This window comes from Dyadobacter sp. CY345 (assembly GCF_021502725.1).
Classification (GTDB): Bacteria; Bacteroidota; Bacteroidia; order Cytophagales; family Spirosomataceae; genus Dyadobacter.
Map to the genome: position 1 here is coordinate 401,274 of NZ_JAKFFS010000006.1, position 25,145 is coordinate 426,418.

Here is a 25,145-nt window from a genome sequence, read left to right on the forward strand (position 1 = left end):
GAGTTATTTAATCAAAAATTTTAAACCGTTATTTTATTAATTCAGCATTTAAAAGGAATATTTCCGACCGCAAATCACCCGTTTTGTTAAGTAGTAACTTCCCCCTAAGTCTTACAGGTTTATCGGTATAATTCAATTCTTTACCCATTTTCACCTCGACCATCGAGGGAATATCGCCTTGTCCGCAATACGGGCACTGATCCATCGGGACCACAGCCAACATGAATTCGGAATGGTTAAGATCGGCATTAATTGGTATAATGTAACCGGGCAGTTCTACAACTTTATTTTGCAAGGCTTCCAGTTTTGCCGGAAAGGCTGGCACCATTTTAAATTCCTTATTCTTTTTATAAGTTCGTTCTGCGATCAGTTTCCAGGTGTTATTCATCAACGGAATATGCGTTGGCGGCTGTGCTTTTGCAAGCAATGCAACCGTTAAAAATAAAAAAAGGAAAACTATTTTTTTCATTATCATGACTTAAGCTCGTAAAATAGTGTTAGAAATATCCGTCCTATAAGCTTGGATTGCAGGTAAAAAGCTAGCAACAACGCCAACCAAGAATCCGCCCAGGACAATAAATAATTCTTCCGGCATAAAATAAAGCCCACTTAACCGCGCTTGCGGGGAATCCTGAAAATGGCCAATCAGTTGCAGACAGATATGTCCCAGAAACAAGCCGATAACAGATCCGATTACCGTCAGAATAATACCTTCCAGAATAATGATTATGAAGACTTTCAACTGGGACCCGCCCATAACGCGCATAATGGCCAGATCATACATCCGCTCTTTTAAGGAATTATATAAAGTCACAAAAATGCTTATCGCTGAAATCAGCATGACGATGATTGCAAACCACTTCGCAGTGTCGACTCCAACGCCGATCAGTGAGAATAACCTGGCACTTTCCTTAGCGGGAGATGCTGCCTGCATCGAAGTTGATTTATTCACCATCATTGGGAAAAGCACGATTGACATACGCGAGCGGTATTGGATTAAAAGTGATGTAATTTCCTTTTTGCTTTGGTGTGCTGGTTCTTCAAGACCATCTTCAATTCCGTGCATTTTCCAGATACTTTCGATACTGGTCAGCACAAGATTATCCGTGACTGTGCCGGTAGGTTTCAGAATTCCGGTTATTGTATTCTGATCTCTTTCATGAACATCTTCGTCCGAGCTCAACCCATGCGACCCGCTAAACTTATCTCCTACTTTCAATTTTTTAATCTTCGCCACTTCCGATCCGATGACGACTTCAAAATCATTTTTCCAATAATTGCCCTGCACAAGTTTTAAATGATAGAGATTAATATAACTCGTGTCCGTTCCAACAATTCTAAACCCGGCATAATTATCGCCTAGCGCAAGCGGCACCGCACGTTTTACCATAGGATTTTGGGCTAGATTCTTTGCGTCCGTTAATGAAATATTCCCTGTCGGAAAATCAATAAAGTAGATACTACTCAGAATCAATTGAAGCGAACTGCCCTTCGCTCCTACCACCAGATCAATTCCATTCGCGTTTCCTTTTAATTTTTCACCTGCCTGTGTGGAACCTAAAAGCAATAAAGTCAGAATGCCTGTCCCAAACGCTATAAGCAGCACATTTAAGAAAAATGTGAGGCGATTGAACTGCAAACTTTTCCAACTTATCCTGATCAAATTCATTCGCCGGTTATAAAATATATTCTTTTGAAAACGCTTCCTTGACCCTCTCGTCATGCGTGGAAACGATCAGCGTCGCCCCATCTGCATCAGAAAGTCTTAATAACAGATCAATTACCGCATTAGCATTTTTATTATCCAGACTCGATGTTGGCTCATCTGCAAAAAGTAAAGCTGGCTTGTTCAAAACTGCCCGGGCAATTGAAGCACGCTGTAATTGCCCTTGGCTTAGTGTGGACGGATAACTATTCATTTTTTGAATAATATCAAGATCAGTCAAAACTTCTGTGATTCTTTGTTCATCATTTTTAAAAGCTGAAAAAGTCTGAACGAGAAATAAATTTTCCTTAACTGTAAGACTTTTTATTAAATGTGGCTGCTGAAAAACAACACCGATATTACGTCCGCGAAATTGATCCAGCGCAGAATTAGAAAGTTTGTAAAGCTCAGTTTCACCAATAAAAACTGAGCCGGAACTCGGTTTTTTAATACCCGTCAAAATGTGCAGCAACGTGGTTTTGCCACTTCCAGATTCACCCAACACCAGCCACTGCTCGCCTTTCCGGATATGCAAATCCGGAAAAGAGAGCGTTTCGCTGGCATAATGATGAGAAAGTGATTTCGTTGTAAGCATAAAATATTGGCTATCGGTAGTCGGCCATCGGCTTTCAGTCCTGGCTATTGGAAAGCCGATCGCCGAAAGCCGACTGCCGACGTCATTTCCCTGTCCCTTCTGTTTTACTATCCCTCACCGTTGGATATTTAATACCAAGTTGTTCAAGATAGGTTGGATACTTAGCCGGATCATAATAGTATTTTTTCATTTCCGGACGAAACTCCTGCATAATTTTTTCGTTCAGGTGAATGGCGGGTTTATCCGTTTTTGAAATAATCGGCGTGTACTTTACATCTTTTGTCTGTACGTCTGTAAAATACGTTTTCGCATTTTTGATAACCTCCGGTTTGACAAAAAGATCGAGTAAAGTCATTGCTTCAACTTTCGCACCAGCCGTTACGCCCTTGTGCGCAATCGGGGTTGCCATCGCGATAGCATTTGCCCAGTGATGACCCGGAAGACCAGGAATATTCGCAGGATATCTCAGCACGATCGTTGGTAAATTCCATGAAATATCCGCAATGTCATCCGAACCGCCGCCGCCCGAACTCGACGTTGCGGTCGGTTTTGCAAATGGACTTAATGTAGTAGCAAGACCATTATTTTCAATAGTTCCTCCTTCCGGATTCCCCATTTCTTTTTGTGCAGCTTTCGCAAGTATCTGGTCAGCCTCCGACCATTTCGGCAACCCAACGGCTTTGATATTTTCATACATCGCCTCCGCCATGGGCTGATTGAAATGTCCCGGCCAGGCGCTTCCAAGAACCTCGTAGGTCATTTTCGTTTCAGTCATTTGGGCAGCACCCTCCGCAATTCTGATTCCATCTTTATACATCTGCATAATTTTAGGATAAGTTCTTTCGCGGAAATAATACCAGACTGAAGCTTTCGAAGGTACTACATTGGGCTGGTCGCCTCCGTCCTTGATCACATAATGCGAGCGCTGGGTGGTTTCCATGTGCTCACGGTGATAATTCCAGGCAATATTGGTCAGCTCAACTGCATCCAAAGCACTTTTTCCGCGCCATGGCGCCGCACCCGCATGAGACGCCTGACCTTCAAAACTGAATAAGGCTGAAACCATTCCATTGTTTCCGGCATCACCATAAGAAACCGACATATTGTTTGCCACATGCGTAAAAATACAAGCGTCCACATCTTTGAAATAACCATCACGAACGTAATATGCTTTCGTGCCAAGCTGCTCCTCCGCAACGCCGGGCCATAACATGATCGTCCCCGGAATCTTCTCCCGCTCCATGATTTTTTTCAAAGCCAGAACAGCAGTAATATTCAAAGGTTGACCGGAATTATGGCCCTCTCCATGCCCAGGAGCGCCTTCGATAATCGGATCGTGATAAGAAACACCGGGTTTTTGCGATGCTTTTGGAATACAATCGATATCGCTTCCGACTGCAATAACCGGTTTACCTGATCCCCATTTTGCAGTCCAGGCTGTTGGCACTCCGGAAATTCCATTTTCAATCGTAAACCCGTTTTTTTGCAAAATATCAGTCAGGTATTTTGAAGTTTCCACTTCCTGAAAACCCAGTTCTCCGAAACTGAAAACCATATCGACCATTTCCTGGGTAAATTTCTGTTGCTTATCAATCTCTTTGGTAAGCTCCGTTTTTAAAGCATCGATTTTCGCCGGTGTCATTTTGGTCTGCGCGGCAACCATCTGCGGACACATCGCAAAAGTACCTGCAACACAAATCCCCTTTGCCAACCAGCTTCTATACCGGTAAAATCTGTTCACATCTTTTTTCATCTTATCACAGATTAAGGTTTTAGTTTAATTTATAGCGCTTTCCGCATTTGCAATTCATAGGAAACTTCCATAACATCCATCAATCACTATAAAAAATATTCAGAACAAGCTCCACAGTTTGACGGTTATGACCATAAAAACAACAAACTATCAAGCATATACGCAACCAGAATTTTAGCGTTTCAACCATTAATAATTAATCCTTTACAATTAACCATTAATCAAATAAGCTTATTCGTCGAAAGCTCTGCATTTGGGATCGGGAAAATATATTCCGGCTGCGTTGGTGCCACCGCTGGCGATGATAATCCCCCACTTCCTTTTGCCGGAATCGTCAGCAAATTCCGAAGCAGGTCATTCGATCGCAATCCTTCACCCAAAAGCTCAATCCGTCTTTCAATCCAGATTGTCTTCACGAGCGCATCTGACGTAGAAATACTGGCATCCGGAAAAACGTAAGCTGCATCCGAACGGTTACGGACGGCTTTCAGCAAAGCAACCGATTTTGCCAGATCTCCTGTTTTCGCAGCGGCTTCTGAATAATTCAGTAAAACCTCGGCATACCGGAGCAAAGGCACATAGTCAAGCGCAGGGTTCGTTTGATTATACTTTTTCAGATAGGTAACCCCACCGGCAACACGTGTAAAATTCGTTTTTCGCGCATCGGTCGCCGACCACGTCGGATCTCCCAGAATACCCGTTGCATTCAGATTATATTCCAGGTTAAGATTGTAGGTATAGGCCAAAGAATTTTGTCCCGCAACAATGTTCAATACTGTCATTGGCATGGAAAAAATTGATTCCGTTGTTGTATAATCTGTCATAAACGGCGTAGCAACATTAGCTTGCAGCTGGCTTTTCACACCCGTTGGTGCGGAAAACGGTGCAGCATCTGATACAATTTTTTTCGCTTCGTCCATCACCTTTGCATAATCTCCCATGGTCAGATAAACCCTGGTTTTGAATGCGATGGCGGTATTTTTATGCGCACGTGTCGTATTCAAAAGTGCGGTGGTATAAGTTAGAGGCAAACCAGCTTCTGCCTCATCCAGATCTTTCAAAATCTGCGCATAAACCTCAGCGACCGAACTTCTGGCAAGATCATTATTAGCCGGAGTTGTTTCGCCTTTTAACCGTAACGGCACACCCGGTGAGGCACCGTTGTCTTTTGTATACGGCTGACCATACCGAGTGATCAACCCAAAATAACAGAATGCCCTGACAAATTTCGCCTCTGCAAGATATTGCGCAGCAAGTGTTTCGCTTACTGCGGTTGGATGCGCCGCAAGTCCGTCGATGATCAGGTTTGCAGCATTAATCGCCGTGTAGGAAGAACCCCAGCCTGAAGAAGCATCATTAGAACCTGACGTAACGGTGTGACTCCATGCATCATACCCCGTAAAAACATTTTGGGTACGGTTGATAAAATCTTCTCCGCGGATATCAGCAAGCATCAAATATCTCCCACCATACAAACTGCCATCTTTCATAGAAGTATAAATTCCATTCACCTGCCCCAGAACACGTTCCGGCGTATCGAACAAAAATGCATCCTGAAGCTGAATATTTGGTATCGGATTAAGCAATTTATCTTCATCACAGGAACTAAGGACAAGGCCAAAAGGCAAGGTCAGAAATACTGCGCTGCGCATCCAGAGTTTTGCTGATTTTATATTGATTTCTTTCATCTTTTGCTTGATTTAAAAATGATCTTAGAATCCAAGGTTTACACCAAATGTGAAAGTACGCCCTTGTGGAATCGAGTTTTTCTCAACACCAGGCGTTGTATTTGAATTACCGTTAACCGAAATTTCCGGATCCGTTCCTGTGTATTTTGTCAGGATAAAAGCATTGAAAGCCTGAACATACAAGCGGAGAGAAGCCAGACCCAGTTTTGCCAAACCACCTGTTGGAACCCGGTATCCCAGTGAAGCCGACTGCAATCTCAGGAAATCCCCCTTTTCTGCATTGTCGGAAATCGGCCACGATGATCCGTTGGAAAGCAGATCTCCATATACCACTCTCGGTACATCCGTAACTTGTCCGGGCGTCGTCCATCTTGAAAGTACGTCCGTGGAGTTATTCCAGAAACGCTGATCGCGCCATGTTGCTTTCGTTCCGTTCATTACGAGATTCCCACCTGAATAGGTAAAATTAACCCCCAAATCAAAAGCGCCATATTTGATCGTATTGATAAAACCACCGTAATAAGTTGGTAAAGCATTACCCAAAAGCTGATAATCATTTACGCCAATCGCAGCGGCAGGTGTGCCATCAAGGTACGTCCAGCGACTTCCGCCGGATGGCACTACGTGACTATACTGAACTTTTTCACCAGCTCTGTTGATAAACACACGCTGGCCATTTTCAGGATTTACGCCATCCGTTTTGGCTCCGTACAAACTTCCGACAGAGTATCCGATTCTAGTGATATTCGTTGCTTCTGCGGCAGTTGCAGTCGTTCCGACCAGCTCCGTTCCTTGTCCATAAAGCTCGGTAACCTTGTTTTTATTTTTGGTAAAGTTGATGCTTGTGGTCCAGCTGAACTTTCCTTTTCTGATTACACTCGCGTTAATTCCGAGTTCAAGTCCGTGGTTATACATGCTGCCAATGTTCATAAAAATGGCATTTCCGGGAATACCTTTGGACGGCGATTGCGGTACGTTCAGGATAAGACCATTCACGCTGTTCGCATAATAGGTTGCTTCCAATTGAATGCGGTCATTAAGAAAACTGATATCTGCTCCCACGTTCGTCTGGTTACTGGTTTCCCAGCCAAGGTCAGGATTTCCACCCTGACTGAAATTCCAGGTTGGTGCTGATCCGTATAATGACGACTCATAAAGTGCAAGCGAACCATATTGACTCACGCCGGAATTTCCAACGCGTCCCCAGCTTGCTCTTAATTTGATGCTGCTCATGATATCGGCAAGACCAGAAGTCTTGTAAAATTCTTCCTCAGACAATGTCCAGCCTCCTGAAACACCACCAAAGTTTCCATATTTTTTACCAGCCCCCAAAGCCGAATTTCCGTCACGACGATAATTCAGCGTAAAGAAATATCGTTTGTCATAATCATAGGTAAAACGAGAGAAAACCGAAACAAGAGCGCTTTCTGTCAAGACGTTCGTAATCGGAACAATCTGCCCGTAACTTCCCTGAAATTCATCAAAGAATGGATCGGAAAGTTGTGTACGTCTCGCACCCCAGCTTGAAGTATTGAACTTCTGAACGTCATAACCAGCCAGCAAAGAAATGTTATGCTTCGTCGCAATGGAAGTATTGTAACTCATTGTATTGGTCCAGTTCCAGTTGCTGATCGTACGGCTCATGTTTTGAGCGCTCCCGTTTGTGGAAAAACCTGGACCGTGCACAGGGCTTTCGAAGGTTACGTTTTCGACTTTCAAACGGTCCATCGCGTAGTTCATTTTGTAAGTAAGGCCCTTCATCAGCTTCACAGTACCACCAAAATTGGCAATGATACGGTCGTTTTCGGAGGTATATTTGTTAAGATCCAAAAGCGGAACCGGATTGTAAAAATTGCTCACAACCTTGTTAGCACCCATACCCAACGTATTTGAAGAAGCCAGGTTATAAGTGCCATCCGCATTATACGGAGAAACGTTAGGAGCTGATAACCAGGCAAGTCGCGCCGAACCTACCAAACCAAAAGCGTTTCCGCTTAGAGAACCCGTGTTTGGGGAAGAGTTCAGGCTGTTGTTGTAATTGATATTGCTGGAAAAGGAAAGCCAGTTATTGAATTTGTGATCCACGTTAAAGCGCGCTGCTTTACGTGTAAATTCATTGGTTTTCAAAATTCCTTTCTGATTGCTGTAATTTGTTGAAAAGTAATATTTTGTTGATTCTGAACCTCCCGAGATACTTAAACTATGGTTTTGAGAAACACCAGTCTGATAAACCTGATTGTACCAGTTGGTATTCACCATGGATCCATCCGGGTTCAAAGTAGGGAAAAACAGTTCCGAAGCTACGGCGTCGTTGCTTGCATTTCCACCCAGAATTTTTGCATTTAAAACGGCTTCATTTTTAATATCCATAAACTGCTGGGCATCAAGCATTGTCGGTAAGCGGGTTGCTTTTGTGATACCAGTCCAGCCTTCATAATTTACTTTTGGCTTGCCTACTTTACCACTTTTTGTTGTGATCAGCAAAACCCCGGCTGCTGCCCGTGAACCGTAAATAGAAGTAGACGCGGCATCTTTCAAAACGTCAATTGACTCAATATCAGATGGATTAATATCGCCAAGCGGATTGTTGGCTACGGTTGAATTTCCGGAAATATCACCAGTGTTGATGGGTATACCATCCACAACGATCAAAGGAAACGAGCTCAGCGAAATTGAATTTACACCGCGTATCCTGATTACGGGCGGATTATTCAAAACCCCGTTTGGCTGTCCTATACTCACACCCGTTGCACGGCCAGCCATTCCCTGGTCAAAACTTTGTACGGGCATATCTTTCAGTTTGTCACCCGAAACACGCGCCGCAGAACCGGTAAATTCATCCTTTGACTGTGTACCATAACCTACGACCATCAATTCACTAAGTTGCTTGGTGCTGCTTGCAAGTTTCACACTAACCTCGGATTGGTTGGTTATGGCAATTTCCTGACCCAAATAACCTACGTAAGAAAATACCAAAACCGGAGAACCTCCGTCTGCGACTTTGATACTATACTTTCCGTTCATGTCCGTGATCGTACCAATGGACGTTCCTTTGATGAGCACCGCCACACCGGGAAGCGCATCGCCATTTTCTCCGTCGGTCACCACGCCGGAGATCTCTCTCTCCATCTTACGGGCCAGGGAAGCAAGTAAAATCTCTGTCTTTTTAGCTTCGCCCGTTGTCTTTAATTCTCTTTCGATTATAACGACCGTTCGTTTCTGCTCGCGATAATCCAGTTTGGTTGAAGCTAGAAGCTCGTGCAAAACTTCGTTAACCGGTTTTTTATTTACCGCAATATTAACCTTGTATGGAGCGATTAGTTCTTCGTTATAAATAAACCTAAAACCGGTCTTTTTGTTGATCTGCGAGAGGGCCTCTTTCAGACTTTTATCTTTGAGTGTCAGATCGATGGTAACCTCCTGAAGACTTTGTCCGGGTAAATGCGCGACCGCCTGCGAAGGCTGAATGATCGCAATCAGGGCACAAAGAAACAGGCATACACTTTTAGTTGTCCATTTAGTAATGGACTGTAAACTTCTGGTACAATTTTTCATACCTTTGGATCAGTTTGGGGTTAAGCGATAAACATTAATTCCAATTTGAATAGCAGAGTCAGTGGGTGATTGGCGTTACGTCCTGACTTCTCTATCATACTTTCCGGCAGCTTCGGCTTGCCGGATTTTTTGTTAAAAACAAGCAACAATGTTACATAGGCAGCGGGTTAGCATTATTTCTTTTCTTCTTCAATAACGTAATTTGTTTATTCTCAAAGTGATAATCCAGATTATTGGCAAGACTTAGCAATTCCAGAATATGCCTCAGGGAATCGGTGGCAGTAAATTCAGCCGACATATGGTAACTTTTCATGGATTCATCAGCGAAAGCAATTTTAACGCCAAATTTATTTTCTAAAATAGCAGTTACATTAGCAAAGCTTTCATTATCAAAAAGCAACTTTCCATCCTTCCATGCTACGGCGTTTGCACTGTTAACAGCCGTCTTTTCTATACTTTTTGTTTTGGTATCGAAATTAACCTGTTCATTTGGCAGTAATATTTTGCGCTGCGGTTTTTCGCCCCAGTCTGATGCCTCCTCAACTTGCACTTTTCCGCGGGTAACAGTAACCTGGACACTTTCCAGAAAATGATAAGATCTGATGTTGAAAGCCGTTCCCAAAACTTTCGTATTAGTTCCGGAGGCTTCTACATTGAAAGGTTTTGTTGTGTCACGTTTTATATCAAAGTAGGCTTCCCCATCCAGTAACACAACATTTCTTTCTTCCGAACCAAACTTAACCGGATATTCCAACTTGCTGGATTCATTCAACCAAACGGTCGAACCGTCCGGTAACCTGATCTCTTTCCTCTCGCCTTTTTTCGTTTCTATTGCTACAATACCAATTTTCAGGAAATTAACTATTCCGGGTTTGGCCAGAAACATCACGATCCCCAGAAGCAGGATAACAGATGCCGCGAGACTTAATGTTTTTATAGGCAGCAAACGTGATTTTGGTACTGAGGTTTTCTTAACTTTTAAAATCTCACCGCTCTCCTTATCCAGATACTTATTCAGCAAACCATCCAGTTTTCCCTCAGCCAATAAATGGAAAAACGCTTCGAGTTCTTTTTCACTCAATTCATTCGCAACATATCTTTTAACGAGAATTTCCAGAAATTGCCTCTCTTCCATTTTTCAGGGATTTATAAGGAAGACGTAAAAAGTTAAGAAGAGGGTACCCCTTCGGAAAAAATATTTTATTATTTTCTAAAAACACAAATTTTCCTTCTGGAAAATACCGGATTACCAAGAAAAAAGATATCAATAAAGAGAAAGGAAGGCTTAAATGCCAGCTAAAAGAAAGAAGGAAAGAAGCGTATTAAAAGAAAGGCCGAAGCTTTTCTGAGCAGAATATTTGAGAAGTTTCATGGTCTTAACCATGTGTTTTTTTATTGCGTTACGAGAAATGCCTAGAACTTCCGCAGCTTCGTCGTAAGTCTGGTCCATTTCGCGGCATAACTTAAACACCTCCTGATTTCTTGGAGACATTTGATCAAGCACTTTTTGCAGGTGCTGATAATATTCTTCTGACTGAATAGTGTCTTCAACCTGGTTTTTCAACTCGCGGGATGCGTTCAAAATTTCTTCGCGGGCAGATTGTTCAACCGATGCGTGTCGTAAAAAGTCGAAGATATGGTTTTTTGAAACCGTGAAAAGATAAGCACGGAATGAACGCACATCTGACAGATTCTCCTTCTTTTCCCAAACCTTCAAAAAGATTTCCTGACACAGATCTTGCGCACACTCGGAAGATTTCACAAACTTGAAAACATACTTGAAAATGTCAGAATGGTACTGGTTGTATATCTCATCAAAAGCTCTTCTGTCGCCGAGCGATATACCATGCAGTAAAGTAGTTTCGTCGATTGCGGTCATCTTTTATCAGGTCATTAAAATGTCAGACTTTCATATCGTTTTTCTAAGTTAATGACATAATGATAAAAATTTCAACATTCGTTAAATTCATTTTAATAAATTTTGACTTTTCAATTAATACATTAGTATAGTTATGAAATTTATAATTTATGTCAAATAATATTCTGAACTATACTGAAAGGAAACAATTTCAGGCGTTCAAATAAAAAAGATTCCTCTTGTGAAGGAATCTTTCAGATAATCAGTTTTTGTTTTTTTATTTTTCACCGGTCGCAATCGGCTTGTCATTTCTTGACCATTCGCTCCACGAACCTACATATAAATTCGCCCCTGTAATCCCAGCTTCCTCCATGGCCAAAAGCGTATGACAGGCGGTAACACCAGAACCGCAATGGACGATTATTTTTTCAGGAGCTTTACCAGCCAATACTTCGGAATATTTTTGCTTCAATACCTCCGGGGATAAGAAATTCCCGTCCTCGTCCATATTGTCTATGTATGGGATATTGACAGCACCCGGGATATGCCCTGCAACCAGATCAATCGGTTCGCTTTCGCCTCTATAACGATAATTTTCACGAACATCAATTACGACAAAATCGGGATTTTCGGCCGCGTGTGCCACTTCTTCCAAACCTACCGTTGGTGAAAGCCAGGCGTCAAAGGGATAGTCCGGATATTCGGTTAATAACGTAAGCGCATCCTGTGAAAGCAAAAGTCCTTCTTTTTTGATCGCTTCCAAACCACCACTTACCACATAAACCTCTTCATGTCCGGCGGCTTTTAACATCCACCAAAAACGCGCTGCCGCCATCGCTCCTCTTTTGTCATCGTAGACAATTACTTTCGTAGTCGGTGTGATGCCTAATTGACCCAATAACCGGGCAAATTTTTTCGCCTCTGGCAATGGATGCCTGCCTCCTTCTGCGGCATTTTCTGATTTCTGTGAAAGATCCGTTTCCAGGTTCACAAATAATGCCCCATCCAGATGTCCCGCGTCAAATCTGTCTTCGGCATCTGCCCCGCCCCGCGCATCGATAATGACAGTATCGCCGGTCGAAGATATTTCTGCTATTTCACTCGTCTTTATGATATTCATGTGCTTCAGTTCCGTTATTGATTAATGGCTCAATTTATAAATTTATCGTCAAATCGTGAGTCAAATTGGATAGAAGCGATATGCCTGCTAAACAAATCATCTTAAATCAAGATCATTTTCACCCGGGACTTAAAATATTTTCATATTTAATATATATAAATCAACATTCAATCCCACATATGTCACCGTCTTTTACTATTTTCACATATCCTTTCAAAAAATGTTTCCCAACCCTTATTTGTCATGTAAACCTTAATTCCTCATGAAAAAACTTATCCTTCTTATTTCAATAGTCTGGGCCATCTCCGCGTGTAAACATCAGAAAGAGGAATCACCCAATCCTGTTGAACAGATAGAAACTCCTGAAGAGCTGACCGCTGATTTTGTAAAAAGTGTAGCCGCAGATGGAGCAAAGGAGGTCATATTTGATCCGAAAAAACAGGCCATCCAAGTTATTTTGCCGGAAAATTACACCAGGGACGACATAGTTTTAGATTTAACCTTTTACGAAGGCGCACAGAACGAATTGGTCAATTGGGATCAATTAATAACTTCTGATAAGGTTTCTTTTACTTTCAGAGGTAATGAACCGAAAGAATTTAATGTCATTCGAAAAGTAGCGTCTTCGTCGGGATTAAGACGATATTCAATTTATGTACAGCAAGAAGGGAAAATAACAGCCGAACTCACGTCCGAAATTCTACTACAACCGGGCGGTGATATTCCTGAGGGTCCTTCTGATTACAGCACTGCTAATATCAGATTTCTTTCTGGAATCGGTACCATTCCGGAAAGTCCAGAAAACAAGACTAAGCCAAGTTTCAGTCTGGCTGATACCCAGAAAAATTTAAGTATAACCGGCGAATACAGTACATCCGGTAAAACTGTAAATTTTGACAATACTGCCGCGCTTGTTTCTTCGCCTGATTTATCATTAACCGTGGCTTTTGGGGATAAGCGTTTCACGTTTCCTGGCAAACTAATGATTAAACGCGCACCTGTTAAAGCGTACCTGTTTTCCTATCTCAATTTATTTCGACCAATTTCACTGAAACAACCATTGAATATCCAGGGAGGATATTTCCTTCCCGCCGAAAAATATATTGTGAAGTTGGAAAGTCAGTCGCAGCAAGTTGAATTTTCTTTGGAAGGGACATACAAGACAAATTCAACCATAGGATTTTCTTTGCCTGCCACAATGGATAATGGATCGTATCTAGTCAGTATATTTGAAAATAATCAGAAGTTATCATCAAAAGGATATATTTTTTCGAGCGACACAACTAAAAAGGCAATTGCCAGAATGTGGACAAAGAATATGCTTTATCCGACTGCAAATCTTGATAATGACATAGAAGAAAATATAGCCGTAAGTCGTGGCCAGAGTATTTACGCTGACCCATTTCCGGCAGTGGTTCAATCTCGGTCCACTCCGTTTGACAATATGAAAAACCTTCCGTCGTTGGAATTGAGAAACGGAAATGATACCAGAATAATAAAACCGATTGTAAAAGCAGATGAAAGTTGGGGCGATGGTGCGTTATTGTTATACTACGGAGAGTATAAAATCCCGGCCGATATCGCGACGGGGAAATACGAAGCGAGGTTGGTATTCGCTAACGAAAATCGTTCGCTTTCCTTTTGGAGTTTAGTGGATGTAAAATAATTAAAAAACCGGGTTGCCGATTTCAGATTCGACAACCCGGTTTAGAAATCAAAAATATCATTAAAACGGAATAATCACCTTCACACTGCCGTTCCGGCCCATGTTATAAATTCCTGAACGGCCATTCGGGGAACTTGCGTAATATTCGAAATATTTCAAACGGTTCAAATTCGATTGATATGAGATATCAAAGACGTTATCAACCTGTAAGAAAAGCTGAAAAATCGGCTTCTTATTGCGGTTGTTCACGGTAGTTCCGCACCCCAGATTAAAAAGCGTATAACCTGCTGTGGCAGTTTCAGTATCGTCTACGCCATAGAATTTGTTCTGAGCTCCATAATAGTCAACTTCTGCTCGAAAATAAGTTGAAGACAAAAACCCAGGTTCCTTGGCGATGGAAAACCTCAGCTCAGATCTTCCGTGAATCGGCGGTATAAAGGGCAGGTATTTCGCTGCGTTTCCTTCGACTGCGATCAGCGCATCGTTTTTGTTCAGGCCTCGAATAAATGCCAGACTATTGTTAAAAGCCAGCCATTTCATGCCGGTCGGATGGAGGTTCAAACTTGCCTCGGCTCCATACAACTGCGCTTTTGACTGCTGGTATTTATAAGTAAAATTTCCCGGGACGATCACGACAGGGTTTCCTAAATCGTCATACAGCCGCGCCTGATAGATGTAATTATCAATGGTGTTGTTAAAAATTTCCAGACTGATATCCATATCTTTCAGATAACCAATAAAACCAATATCGGTTTGAAGACTGAATTCCGGTTCGAAATCCCGGTTACCAAGATAAACAATGTGCGCTCCGGGATCCAGACCGTTTGAACCGATCTCAGTAATGTTCGGAGCGCGATAGCCACGGGATACGTTTGCCTTCAAAAGCAGACGTTCTGAAATATTATAAGTCGCCCCAAGGCTTCCTGAAATCCCCTTGAAACTGCGGTCATAAGATGGAAATTGCAGCACCGCGGCAGTATTCCGGGGAACTTTGAGAAGTTCATCGTAACCTGTCTCCGGATTAGGCTGCACATACTGATTTTCCCAGTTCCATGACCGGGTATCGTAACGCACCCCGCCGCTGACATCAACTTTACCCAGTGATTTTTTCAGGAATAAAAACCCACCAATATCCAGCAAGTTATAATCAGGAATCGGAAAATCTGTTCCATCCAAATTTCTGTTCATCTGATACATCCCATTCACCCCAACAGTTGCCTCAACTCCCTGCCATTCCGGAAAGTTATATTTCAAGTCATAGTTGTAAGTACTGAGCTGCACATACAATCCGGGCTGTTCAGGCGTGGTCGGGTGATTATACTCCCGGCGCACACTTTGCTGGAATCCAAGCAAGGCCGTCAGATCTCCTTTGCCCAGCAAAAAATGATTTTTTGTAAATAACCGGTAATGCTGAATGCGCTGGTGGAGTGGATTAATATTATAAGTTTTCAAGTCCCGCTCAGCGACCAACGGGCGATCCTTTATGTCATCTTTTCCACTTTCAAAAATTTGTCTTGTAAATCGGCGGGTTAAGGAATCCCGGCTTCCATCCGGGATTTCCTGTAAATTATTGTAAAGCGTTGCAAAAACGTAAGACGATCCCCAGCGTTTTTCAAATCCGGTCATCGCCGACAAATTAAGTTCGTTATATGCAGTACCATATACCCTGCCATCCACCTGATTTTTATAAGCCGTAGCATTTTTTCCTGAAACGCGAAAAGCACTTTTCCAGCCATTTTTGTTGTAAGCCAAGCCTCCCGAAGCGCCGATCATGCCGTTATTGGTATGATATTCCGTCGTGATGTCACCCTTCACTTTCCCTTCCGGGCCTTTTGGGATGTAGGGTATAAAGTTGATGACGCCAGCCACTGCGTCCGAACCATAAATCAAACTTGCGGGGCCCTTCACAACTTCTGCACGCTCGATGCCATACTGATCAATTTCAATTCCGTGTTCGTCGCCCCATTGCTGACCTTCCTGACGGATGCCGTTATACAATGTTAAAACGCGGTTATAACCAAGGCCACGGATAAAAGGCTTGGAAACATTGGGACCCGTTGTTACCGCACTAAGTCCCGGAACACCTTTCAAAACAGCGTCGACTATGTTGTTATTGACGTTCATATCCATTTCTTTCTTGCTCATGACAGCAATGGCAACCGGACTTTTCCGAAGTTCTGTTGCTCTGGAAACACCCGTGACAACAACCTCACTTAAATTATTTATCAGAGGAAATAACGTAATATTCACATCCGCCTCCTCATTGGCAAGAATATCAATCTTATTTGTAACACGCTGAAAACCTATTGCAGAAACCTGTAATTCATAACGCCCGGCCGGAATATTAGCGATCGAAAAAGCACCACTGCTGTCAGCCTGTGTGCCAAAAGTCGTTTTTACCAAAGTTGCCGTAGCATACGGAATGGGTTTTCCGGCGAAAGTAATTGTTCCGGTAATGTGATTATTTTGAGCAAGTACCTGCGAGGTAAGCGCCAAAAATATCGCAATGAAATGGATATATTTTTTCATAGAATCAATTCTATTGAGTAGCAAGAATGGAACAACTGCAGATGACCGCATAGCAGACGTACTACAAACAAATGCTGCTGTTGAATAATGATGTTAGAGGTATCAAGAAGAAGGTTAAACAATCGGCGGACCCCGAAGAAATAAAGTCAGGAAATTGTGTTCCGAATCGCGTTCAACATATTGGTAGACAAGAAGCGTTTCCAGACTAATCTCAGGAATGAAAAAAGAAAGTTCAGGAAGAAATGAATCAAATGGAATGTTACTGACACAATCCAGCCAATTCAATTCTGATTGTGTATGATGGTGGTTTGGAAAATTACATTTTGCCCCGAATTCTGCATAGGGATGCACATGGCTGACAACTCTGCCATCGGGCATACGGTGAGAATGCCGAAACACGACGTTGCTCAGGCAAATTAATGCCCACAATACCAGCAAAAAGCCAGCCAACTGTCGTCGTTTCAAAACATTATCATTCATGCAAATAATTTATGTAACAATGCTGCCAATAAATTTTAAATCACCATTTCTTAGTAAGTCCCAATTTCAGCGCGGAATAATCAAATTTGTGGATATATTTTTTCGATGCTTCCATTAAGTCCAACCAAGCAGGATGAATTCATTTCAAATTCACATATCACAAATTTTAGGCAAATCTAAAAATAATATTTTTAAACTAAAATTTTTAAGTTAGAATTATATTTAATATTAATTTTTATTAACTTAATCTTATTTTATTGAGTATACTAATTTTTTCATAAAGCTCTATTTATTGGCCATACATAAACAAAAAAAAAGCGCGTCCCAGATATCAGATCTGAAACACGCAATCGTGTAAATAAAACAAAATCAAAATTTTTCTTGTTTTTAAGCAACCGGGGCTTCTTTATTATACCTATTTCGGTAATCTGTCGGAGATAATCCAGTGATCTTTTTAAAGACAGACCGAAAAGCTTTGGCGTCAGAATATCCGACGTCGTACATTACTTCATTTACATTTTTTCCGCTGGACTCAAACTGCTTTTTCGCTGCTTCGATTTTTACTCGCTGGATATATTCTACCGGTGTATTATTGGTTGCTTTTTTAAATCTGCGCTCAAAGTGCCGTCTGCCAATTGCATACATTGACGACAGTTCTTCAACAGAAATTTTTTCAGTAAAATTATTTTCAATATACTCCTGCGCTTTTTTTATCGGGTCGTCTTCGTGCTTTTTTTGTCCGTTAAACATTACGAACGGCGACTGGCTTTTACGGTCAATTTCAAGCGCATATATTTTCGACGCCATGATGGAAACGTCCCTGCCGGCATGTTTTTCAACAAGATGTAAAAGCAGGCTCCAATAAGATGTCGCGCCGCCGCTGCTGTAAACGCCCTGCTGTTCTGTCACAATCCGACCGTCTACTAAGGTGACCTCCGGGAACATTTCTCTGAATTCTTGCGCAGTTTTCCAGTGACTCGAACATTCTTTGCCATTCAACAAACCCGTTGAAGCCAGAAGAAAAGCACCTACGCAAAGACTTGCCACCTCAGCACCATGCTGATATTGCTCCACGATCCAGGGAACAAACGCTTCGTTCGCAGCAACAGATTTTGCCAGATCGCCGCTAATGGCCGGAATAATTACCAGATCCGCTTTTTCCGCATCAGCTAAAAGCGTGTCGGGATGCACAGAAAACATTCCATTATGAAATTTGACATCCTTTGACAACCCCACCATTTTTACATTAAACAATGGCTTTCTGCCCATTGCTTCAAGGAAATCATTTGCTCCGGTAAACATAGTACGCGCATCGACGATACTACATAAAACGGCTTCATTCGGAATCAAAATCGCTACGTTTTTCATGGGAATTCAGGCTAAGCAAAGATTTTCCTTTTGGGTAAATAAATGTATCAAATTAAATGATAGGTTCGCCAGGCATGTCGCTATTTACCCTTGAAGAAGTCCGTTTTACACATCGTCTTCTCTTTCATTTGACGATAATTTTGTTGAAAACAGATGAAGTATTTTTCAGATCATAATCTGCGGCGATATGCGGAAAGTAATTGTATCCATGAATGTGACGCTCGACGGTTTCATGGCCGGACCAAATTGTGAGCTGGACTGGCATTTCAAATACTGGAATGAAGAAATGGCAAAAGAGGCCGCAGAACAATTGAACAAGGCCGATACAATATTATTAGGGCGTATCACCTACCTGGCGTTGGCAGATTACTGGCCCTTCCAGCCGCTTAACCCAAATTTTGCAAGGCAGGATATGGCCTATGCAGATATGATGAACAACCATCGGAAAATTGTTTTTTCAAGTACATTAAAAGACACGCGCTGGAATAACTCTGTTGTCAAAAAAGACAGTTTAAAAAATGCGGTTTGCCATTTGAAGCAGCAATCCGGTAAAGAAATTCTTGTGCTGGGTAGCGGTACTCTGGTTGCTTCGCTTATTGAATATAACTTAATTGACGAGTATCAGCTTTGGGTTCATCCTGTAACGCTGGGAAAAGGAAAACTCCTATTTAAAAATTCAGAGATAAAAAACAGTTTGAAGCTTGTCAAAGAAAAAGAATTTGAGTCCGGCGTCGTTATCCACTTTTACATTCCTGCCTGCATTAATGACGAATTCAAATAAAAAAGTATCGCAAAAGAAAATATTTCACAACTTCACAGCGATGCATTCAAAAATTTAACGACGACGATTTTTTCGAAATTTAGAGAACAGTAGTCACCATTGGTTCAAACCAAGTCATTTACATTCCCGGTAGGTTCAAACCTGACATTTTTAGATCTTCCAGCAACTTTTCCTGAATGGCCATTTTTGTATCGATAAAACCATGGGCATTAATCCAGACGTTCAGCATAACCTTGTAACCATCATTTTCAATAGATGAAATTCCAATTCGCCGTTCGGGTGTTGCCAGTATGTTCTGTGAGCTGTCAAGCACTTGATTGATGAGATTTTTCACTGTCCCAAAATCGATACTGTTGCTGAATTTCATCTCAATATCCAGGCGTCTTTTTCCCGATGCACTGATATTAATGATCACTTCGTTCGAAAGTTTACTATTTGGAATGATGACAGTTCGGTTATCAAAAGTCTTTACGATGGTATGAAATATTTTGATGCCTACGACCATACCTTCCTGACCCTGAGCGACTATGTTATCACCAACCTTGAACGGTTTTAGCAACAGAATTAAAACACCGCTCGCGAAATTTTGCAGTGTCCCGGAAAGTGCAAGACCTGCCGCTACACCAAGGGCACCAATCAAGGCAGCAAAAATTGTCATTTGGATTCCGATAATCTGCATCGCTGCAATGATCAGCAGAATACGGAGAACGGTAATTGTTAAGCTTAACAAAAATGGCGAAAGAGAAGGGTCAATTTCTCTTTTGAGCATGTGCGCAGACATCCACCTTGACAAAACTTTAATTAGCCACAATCCGGTTATCAGTATTACAATGCCCAATATAAACGAAGGGCCACGATCCAGTATCCACAAGTAAGCTTTATTATAAAATTGATCCAGATTCATTGTTTTTTCATTAAGTTTATCCATCATTCATTCTGCAATGTAATTTTCGTACCAGAAAACATACACCAATCTCATCTCCCGGATCTCATACAAGTGGGAATACGCCTAAAATCAGAAATAACTGAATGAAAAATCCCTTGAATTATGTCCCTCAAAATTTCAGCATATACGCAGGTTCATACATCAAAACTCCGAGAGGTGTTTCTTGAATCCCGCAAACTGGCCTTCCCATGGAAAGATCCGAAGGAGTTCAGGTTGAATCATTTTGACGAAGTTATCAAGGACGAGAAGGTACTAGTCGCTTTACACGACGATATTCCCATTGGATTTATCGCCTGGTGGCCGCCGGCGAGTTTTATTCACTCGCTCTTCATCGATCCTAACTTTGTGGGTAGGGGAATTGGTAAGTTGTTATTGGAAGGATGTATGGAACAAATTTCGCTGCCCGCTTCGCTAAAATGTCTGAAGGCAAATGAAGCTGCTTTGAGATTTTATAAAAAGCATAGCTGGGTCATTGAAGACTCAGGACTTTCGCCGGATGGTGATTATTTTTTACTTTCGTTTGGAAAGAACAATGACTAGAATTTATTGCATATCAAAAACGAAATAGTCTTATTGACGGACGTACTTACTTTTACTTACGGCAACTACGTCAGACAAGGTAAGAATAAGTTGATCTTCATTCTGCTCAATATTCCACTTACTGGTAATACAATCAACAAAAGCACACTGAGGATTTGATTCTACTTTTTCCTTGGGTATAATTTCAAACAAAACTCCGTTAAGCGTATAAGATTTCGGAGCGCAGCACACTGGCAAGCCTTTGTCGTTCAAGACAACTCCGTCATGCCGGAAAGTGATCAGGTATGGCTGATCGGTTGAGGAAACCGACTCCCATTTTATCTCTCCGTTGATCGTCCTTCCGTAAGCTTCCAAACGCCAGGTGCCAAAAATCTCCTTGATGGCCGGTAGTGGTTCGGGATCTTTGTCTCTACAATCGCAAAGGAAAAAAGTTAAGGCCAGGATAACGAAGATGGATTTCATAATGCAAATTGTAATTGTTTTCTGAAAGACAGAAAAACAGAAAGAATGGTTGGATTTAAAATCCAGTATTTGTTTAATTTTAAATAATTAAAATATAAAATCAATTTTCGATTACAACCAAATAATTAAAATCTTAGTCATTTAATTAAAGCTCAACTGTTATGAAGAAAGGGATCCTACTTTTTTTTATTAGTTGCCTTCCATCACTCGTCTCGGCTCAGTGGAATGCGCAGCTTGGTGTTAATGTTATTCCGCTGATAGCCAAAACGCTGGAAGTCACTTCTGAATTCAGCCATCATCCAGGTTATTCGCTTAATGTAAATGCAGGTTATACTTTTAAAACAGGATTTGTTGGCATACCGGATTACAAAATCTATGATTATATAAGCGACAGACAAACATCTGGCGCATTTTTAAAAGCAGGCGGAAGACTCTACCTTCGAAGCCTGACTGGCGTGCAACGAAGGACAAATTTTTTCGTAGGTGCGGCGATTATCGTGTCACAATATGATCAAACTGCTTTGCGGAGACTGGTAACTCCTAACGGTGAAAATACTGAAAATTATGTGGACGTCAGCGCAAAAGGAGTCAGCTTCTGTCCTGCATTTTCGATTGGATTCAGTCGGCGCATCGGAGAAAAATTCACGTTCGATTGGGGGTTACAAAAAGCACTCGTGACTCGTGAGAACGACTTTATAGGTACGAGACGAAGAAATTATCAGCCAGGTGCAGGTAGCGGCCAATCAGTTTTTCTTAGTTATTTTCAGGGGATTTTGTCATTGAAATATAGCCTAAATTAGCCTCCACAATCTCGCTTTCCTCTTCTTTAAATTTCATAGCCGAATCAATGTCTTTGATTCCAGGCAATCGTCTATCTAACTATGCCCATCTTTACAGTCTGTCAGGTTTGGCATCCAGATAACAATGCCCTTCAAGTTGAAATAATTTGTTCTCGTCAATAATCCGCTTAATGAAAACCCGTTCGCTTACCTTGGAATTCAATTGAAAGGAGCATTTTGCTTTTCTTTAATTATCGTCGTATAGCTTGCGCCGTTAACTTTGTGAAAAACATTCGATGATATTCTTTTTACCCTATTCATCCCCAAGCTTAGACGGAAAATAACGTTTATAGATGCAGGTACAATTTTTATACTAATGATCTGGAATAAAATTGTTTCAATTTTATGTGGTCAATTAAGATTCTTTACCACACATGTTGACGGCAAGTTTTCAAAAAAATAGCTTTTTAATTCTATGACCGTACTCTCCAAACCATTTAATACAGACAATGCTATTGAAGTAAAACGCCTGGAAATGGCTTTGGACGCAGCATGCATAGGAACCTGGGATTTTGATCCGGATAAAAAAACCTTCCGGTTTTGTGAACGGTTCAAAGCCATTTTTGATTACTCTTTTGAAGATGCTGTTGAAGTGGATACTATCCTGTCCCGTATTCACACCGACGATCGCGACCTGGTGCTGGGGAGTGTGAAAAGTGCTCTGGATTCTGCTACTGATGGACAATTTGATGTTGAGTTTCGCACCTTTAACAGAAAAGATGAAATTCGCTGGGTTAATCTTAAAGGCCAGGCGCTGAGGAATGACGTAGATAAGGTTTTTCTGCTCTCAGGTATTGCATTAAATATAACAGCCAATGCTTTGATCAAACAGCGATTAACCTTAAACGAGGAACGTTTTAGAAGTCTTATTGAGGAAGCGTCCATGGCAACATGCCTTTTTGTCGGGCCCGAAATGAGGATTGAAATAGCCAATGATATAATGATTGGCTATTGGGGGAAGGATAAATCCATTCTTGGCAAACCGTTGCTGGATGCAATCCCTGAATTACGTGGGCAGGCATTTCCTAAAATTCTTGATGATATTTACAAGAGCGGGGAAATTTTTACCGCGACTAATATGTCCGCCCTCCTCGAAGTTGACGGTGTGCTCAAAGAATATTTCTACGACTTTACCTACAAGCCGCTTCGTAACGAGAAAGGAGAAATATATGCGATCATGGATACTGCGATCGACGTTACGGATAAAGTAGTGGCACTTAAAAGTCTGGAATCAAGTGAGGCCAAATTACGGTCTGTCATTGCAACAGCTCCTGCGGCGATAGGCCTTTTCGTAAGCAGGGATCTGGTTATCGAAATGCCAAACCAAGCTTTTATAGACATTGTCGGCAAGGGTCCTGATATCGTGGGAAAGCCATTAAGAGAAGTTATGCCAGAGCTGGAAAGTCAGGCATATTTACAGATTCTTGATGATGTGTTCACTTCCGGAAAAATGTATCAAAGTTTTGGTACACAAGTAGATATCGTTCAGCACGGTATAATGTCACATAATTTTTATAACATCACGTACACACCACTTTTGGATGCCAGCGGCGAAGTTTATGCCATTCTTGACATTGCAATTGACGTGACGGAGCGAATGGAAGCAGAACAGCAAATTGAGCAAAGTCAGCAGCAATTACTCGCACTTTTTGAACAGTCTCCCGTTGGTATTGCAATTATTGACAAGAATAATCTCGTGTTTACTATGGCCAATCGATTTTACAGCGAGTTGGTCGGGAAGCAACCGGAGGAAATCATCGGCAAGTCATTACTTGAAGCAATTCCTGAATTGACCGGACAAGGCTTTGATGATTTGCTCAACCACGTTGTTAAGACTGAAACTTCCGTCAAGTTTACCGAACTCCCCATTACTATTTTGCGTAACTCGGTCCAGGAAAAAATTTATATCGATTTTGTTTATCAGCCAAAACGGGATATAGACAATGTTGTTTCCGGAATTCTTGTTGTCGTGACGGACATGACGGAACAAGTACTCGCCCGTCAAAAAATTCAGGAAGCGGAAATTGGACTCAGGGGCGCGGTTGAGCTGGCAAATCTGGGTACCTGGCAGATCGACCTGAACACCAGAATTTTAGATTATTCGCCACGGCTCCGACAATGGTTTGGCATTGGGGAAGATGAAATTGTGACGGTTGAAAGGGCATATGAACCCATTCGTGAATCCGATCGCCCGTTGATTAAAGCCGCTATCAATAAAGCCATCGCGCCGGACTCAGATGGAATATATGATGTCGAATATGTGATTGAAGCTGAAAAAACGGGTAGACAGAGGATTCTGCATGCACAGGGCAAAACTTATTTTAATGAAAATGGTGACCCTGTCAGAATCACCGGATCGGCGCAGGATGTTACGGAACAACGTCAGGTTCAGCTGGCCTTGGAAGAGCTCGTCAGAGAGCGCACAGAAGAGCTCGAAATTAAAAATGAGGAGCTCGCAAAGTCTAATATACTGCTCACCCATTCCAATGAAAATTTGCAGCAGTTTGCTTACGTGGCCTCTCATGATTTGCAGGAACCGCTGAGGAAAATACAATCCTTCGGAGACCTTTTGAAAAAACGATTTGCGAACGATCTTGGCGCTGGCGCCGAGTATCTGGATAGAATGCAAGGTGCTGCAAAACGTATGTCCTTTCTAATTGAAGACTTGCTGGCTTTCTCGCGGGTATCCACCCAGCGCGACACAACCAGCCAGGTTTCACTAAATAAAACGGTTAAATCGGTATTAAACGACCTGGAACTGGTCATTCATGAAACTGGCGCACAAATTCATATAGGAGAATTACCCACTATCCCGGGAGACGTATTACAGCTGGGACAGCTATTTCAAAATCTCATCAGCAACGCAATCAAATTCCACAAACCGGGCACTGCGCCTGTTGTTAAAATAACTTCTGAAATTGTAAAAGCGCAGGACTGGCCTTTAACATCCAGACCACTAAAAATGGCAGCTGCTTATTATCGGATTAATATTATCGATCAAGGCATTGGATTTGACAGCAAGTACACCGACAGGATTTTCCAGATTTTCCAAAGACTGCATGGAAAAACAGAATATGCCGGAACGGGTATAGGTCTGGCGATTTGTGAGAAAGTTGTCACCAATCATGGCGGTGTTATCTCAGCAAACAGCGAGTTAGGAGTTGGTTCTGTTTTTAGTGTATTTTTACCGGCCTAAGTTTTAAATGCTGGTTAACATTTCCACGAGCTTCCTAAAGAAAAAAGTCATAACTAACAGAAAC

19 protein-coding genes are annotated in these 25,145 nt (G+C 41.9%); 5 read left to right on the forward strand and 14 right to left on the reverse strand.

Annotation, left to right across the window (positions count from 1 at the left end; translation table 11 throughout):
* Positions 1 to 28: 28 nt before the first annotated feature.
* The 9 genes from L0657_RS24815 to L0657_RS24855 all read right to left on the reverse strand — a co-directional run bounded on the left by L0657_RS24815 (position 29) and on the right by L0657_RS24855 (position 12,274).
* Positions 29 to 469, reverse strand: coding sequence for a hypothetical protein (locus L0657_RS24815; protein ID WP_235153474.1), 441 nt, complete (start codon positions 467 to 469; stop codon positions 29 to 31).
* Positions 470 to 478: 9 nt separating this feature from the next.
* Complete coding sequence (locus L0657_RS24820; RefSeq protein ID WP_235153475.1) at positions 479 to 1,606, reverse strand: FtsX-like permease family protein; 1,128 nt, start codon at positions 1,604 to 1,606, stop codon at positions 479 to 481.
* Between the two features lie 70 nt (positions 1,607 to 1,676).
* The gene (locus L0657_RS24825) at positions 1,677 to 2,300 is read right to left on the reverse strand and encodes an ABC transporter ATP-binding protein (protein WP_235153476.1); all 624 of its coding nucleotides are present in this window, start codon (positions 2,298 to 2,300) and stop codon (positions 1,677 to 1,679) included.
* A gap of 82 nt (positions 2,301 to 2,382) precedes the next feature.
* Positions 2,383 to 3,975, reverse strand: a complete 1,593-nt coding sequence (locus L0657_RS24830; RefSeq protein WP_409015102.1) for an amidohydrolase — start codon at positions 3,973 to 3,975, stop codon at positions 2,383 to 2,385.
* Positions 3,976 to 4,274: 299 nt separating this feature from the next.
* The gene (locus tag L0657_RS24835) at positions 4,275 to 5,741 is read right to left on the reverse strand and encodes a RagB/SusD family nutrient uptake outer membrane protein (protein WP_235153477.1); all 1,467 of its coding nucleotides are present in this window, start codon (positions 5,739 to 5,741) and stop codon (positions 4,275 to 4,277) included.
* A gap of 24 nt (positions 5,742 to 5,765) precedes the next feature.
* Complete coding sequence (locus tag L0657_RS24840) at positions 5,766 to 9,296, reverse strand: SusC/RagA family TonB-linked outer membrane protein (protein WP_235153478.1); 3,531 nt, start codon at positions 9,294 to 9,296, stop codon at positions 5,766 to 5,768.
* Positions 9,297 to 9,447: 151 nt separating this feature from the next.
* Positions 9,448 to 10,431 (reverse strand): FecR family protein, encoded by a 984-nt coding sequence (locus tag L0657_RS24845; RefSeq protein ID WP_235153479.1) that lies wholly within the window; start codon positions 10,429 to 10,431, stop codon positions 9,448 to 9,450.
* Positions 10,432 to 10,581: 150 nt separating this feature from the next.
* Positions 10,582 to 11,175, reverse strand: coding sequence for an RNA polymerase sigma factor (locus L0657_RS24850; protein ID WP_235153480.1), 594 nt, complete (start codon positions 11,173 to 11,175; stop codon positions 10,582 to 10,584).
* A gap of 256 nt (positions 11,176 to 11,431) precedes the next feature.
* Positions 11,432 to 12,274 carry a sulfurtransferase gene (locus tag L0657_RS24855; protein ID WP_235153481.1) on the reverse strand — a complete coding sequence of 281 codons (843 nt, stop codon included), beginning with the start codon at positions 12,272 to 12,274 and terminating at the stop codon, positions 11,432 to 11,434.
* A gap of 262 nt (positions 12,275 to 12,536) precedes the next feature.
* Between L0657_RS24855 and L0657_RS24860 the strand changes: the two genes are divergently transcribed.
* Positions 12,537 to 13,940, forward strand: coding sequence for a hypothetical protein (locus L0657_RS24860; RefSeq protein ID WP_235153482.1), 1,404 nt, complete (start codon positions 12,537 to 12,539; stop codon positions 13,938 to 13,940).
* A gap of 60 nt (positions 13,941 to 14,000) precedes the next feature.
* On the opposite strand, the gene L0657_RS24865 is transcribed toward L0657_RS24860, so the two are convergent.
* From L0657_RS24865 to L0657_RS24875, 3 genes are all read right to left on the reverse strand, one after another.
* Positions 14,001 to 16,469, reverse strand: coding sequence for a TonB-dependent receptor (locus L0657_RS24865; protein WP_235153483.1), 2,469 nt, complete (start codon positions 16,467 to 16,469; stop codon positions 14,001 to 14,003).
* 114 nt (positions 16,470 to 16,583) lie between these two features.
* Entirely contained in the window at positions 16,584 to 16,949 is a 366-nt protein-coding gene (locus tag L0657_RS24870) for a hypothetical protein (RefSeq protein WP_235153484.1), read from the reverse strand.
* A 387-nt stretch (positions 16,950 to 17,336) separates the two neighbouring features.
* Positions 17,337 to 18,317 (reverse strand): GlxA family transcriptional regulator, encoded by a 981-nt coding sequence (locus L0657_RS24875; protein ID WP_235153485.1) that lies wholly within the window; start codon positions 18,315 to 18,317, stop codon positions 17,337 to 17,339.
* Positions 18,318 to 18,504: 187 nt separating this feature from the next.
* Here L0657_RS24875 and L0657_RS24880 point away from each other — a divergent pair, with 187 nt between their 5' ends.
* On the forward strand, positions 18,505 to 19,098 hold the full coding sequence (locus tag L0657_RS24880; RefSeq protein WP_235153486.1) for a dihydrofolate reductase family protein: 594 nt from the start codon (positions 18,505 to 18,507) through the stop codon (positions 19,096 to 19,098).
* Between the two features lie 118 nt (positions 19,099 to 19,216).
* Here L0657_RS24880 and L0657_RS24885 read toward each other — a convergent pair whose 3' ends face one another.
* Complete coding sequence (locus L0657_RS24885; RefSeq protein ID WP_235153487.1) at positions 19,217 to 20,029, reverse strand: mechanosensitive ion channel family protein; 813 nt, start codon at positions 20,027 to 20,029, stop codon at positions 19,217 to 19,219.
* A 117-nt stretch (positions 20,030 to 20,146) separates the two neighbouring features.
* Here L0657_RS24885 and L0657_RS24890 point away from each other — a divergent pair, with 117 nt between their 5' ends.
* Positions 20,147 to 20,584: a GNAT family N-acetyltransferase gene (locus tag L0657_RS24890; RefSeq protein ID WP_235153488.1), complete on the forward strand. Its 438-nt coding sequence runs from the start codon at positions 20,147 to 20,149 to the stop codon at positions 20,582 to 20,584.
* A 30-nt stretch (positions 20,585 to 20,614) separates the two neighbouring features.
* Here the strand turns inward: L0657_RS24890 and L0657_RS24895 are convergent, their stop codons facing one another.
* Positions 20,615 to 21,046: a hypothetical protein gene (locus L0657_RS24895; RefSeq protein WP_235153489.1), complete on the reverse strand. Its 432-nt coding sequence runs from the start codon at positions 21,044 to 21,046 to the stop codon at positions 20,615 to 20,617.
* Positions 21,047 to 21,207: 161 nt separating this feature from the next.
* Between L0657_RS24895 and L0657_RS24900 the strand changes: the two genes are divergently transcribed.
* Positions 21,208 to 21,846 carry a hypothetical protein gene (locus L0657_RS24900; protein WP_235153490.1) on the forward strand — a complete coding sequence of 213 codons (639 nt, stop codon included), beginning with the start codon at positions 21,208 to 21,210 and terminating at the stop codon, positions 21,844 to 21,846.
* 454 nt (positions 21,847 to 22,300) lie between these two features.
* The gene (locus L0657_RS24905) at positions 22,301 to 25,081 is read left to right on the forward strand and encodes a PAS domain-containing protein (RefSeq protein WP_235153491.1); all 2,781 of its coding nucleotides are present in this window, start codon (positions 22,301 to 22,303) and stop codon (positions 25,079 to 25,081) included.
* Positions 25,082 to 25,145 lie beyond the last annotated feature (64 nt).

Coding starts and splice junctions, on each gene's coding strand:
- L0657_RS24815 (WP_235153474.1), bottom strand. CDS start 469: ATGAAAAAAATAGTTTTCCTTTTTTTATTTTTAACGGTTGCATTGCTT.
- L0657_RS24825 (WP_235153476.1), bottom strand. CDS start 2,300: ATGCTTACAACGAAATCACTTTCTCATCATTATGCCAGCGAAACGCTC.
- L0657_RS24830 (WP_409015102.1), bottom strand. CDS start 3,975: ATGTGTCCGCAGATGGTTGCCGCGCAGACCAAAATGACACCGGCGAAA.
- L0657_RS24835 (WP_235153477.1), bottom strand. CDS start 5,741: ATGAAAGAAATCAATATAAAATCAGCAAAACTCTGGATGCGCAGCGCA.
- L0657_RS24840 (WP_235153478.1), bottom strand. CDS start 9,296: ATGAAAAATTGTACCAGAAGTTTACAGTCCATTACTAAATGGACAACT.
- L0657_RS24845 (WP_235153479.1), bottom strand. CDS start 10,431: ATGGAAGAGAGGCAATTTCTGGAAATTCTCGTTAAAAGATATGTTGCG.
- L0657_RS24850 (WP_235153480.1), bottom strand. CDS start 11,175: ATGACCGCAATCGACGAAACTACTTTACTGCATGGTATATCGCTCGGC.
- L0657_RS24855 (WP_235153481.1), bottom strand. CDS start 12,274: ATGAATATCATAAAGACGAGTGAAATAGCAGAAATATCTTCGACCGGC.
- L0657_RS24860 (WP_235153482.1), top strand. CDS start 12,537: ATGAAAAAACTTATCCTTCTTATTTCAATAGTCTGGGCCATCTCCGCG.
- L0657_RS24865 (WP_235153483.1), bottom strand. CDS start 16,469: ATGAAAAAATATATCCATTTCATTGCGATATTTTTGGCGCTTACCTCG.
- L0657_RS24870 (WP_235153484.1), bottom strand. CDS start 16,949: ATGAATGATAATGTTTTGAAACGACGACAGTTGGCTGGCTTTTTGCTG.
- L0657_RS24875 (WP_235153485.1), bottom strand. CDS start 18,317: ATGAAAAACGTAGCGATTTTGATTCCGAATGAAGCCGTTTTATGTAGT.
- L0657_RS24880 (WP_235153486.1), top strand. CDS start 18,505: ATGCGGAAAGTAATTGTATCCATGAATGTGACGCTCGACGGTTTCATG.
- L0657_RS24885 (WP_235153487.1), bottom strand. CDS start 20,029: ATGATGGATAAACTTAATGAAAAAACAATGAATCTGGATCAATTTTAT.
- L0657_RS24890 (WP_235153488.1), top strand. CDS start 20,147: ATGTCCCTCAAAATTTCAGCATATACGCAGGTTCATACATCAAAACTC.
- L0657_RS24895 (WP_235153489.1), bottom strand. CDS start 21,046: ATGAAATCCATCTTCGTTATCCTGGCCTTAACTTTTTTCCTTTGCGAT.
- L0657_RS24900 (WP_235153490.1), top strand. CDS start 21,208: ATGAAGAAAGGGATCCTACTTTTTTTTATTAGTTGCCTTCCATCACTC.
- L0657_RS24905 (WP_235153491.1), top strand. CDS start 22,301: ATGACCGTACTCTCCAAACCATTTAATACAGACAATGCTATTGAAGTA.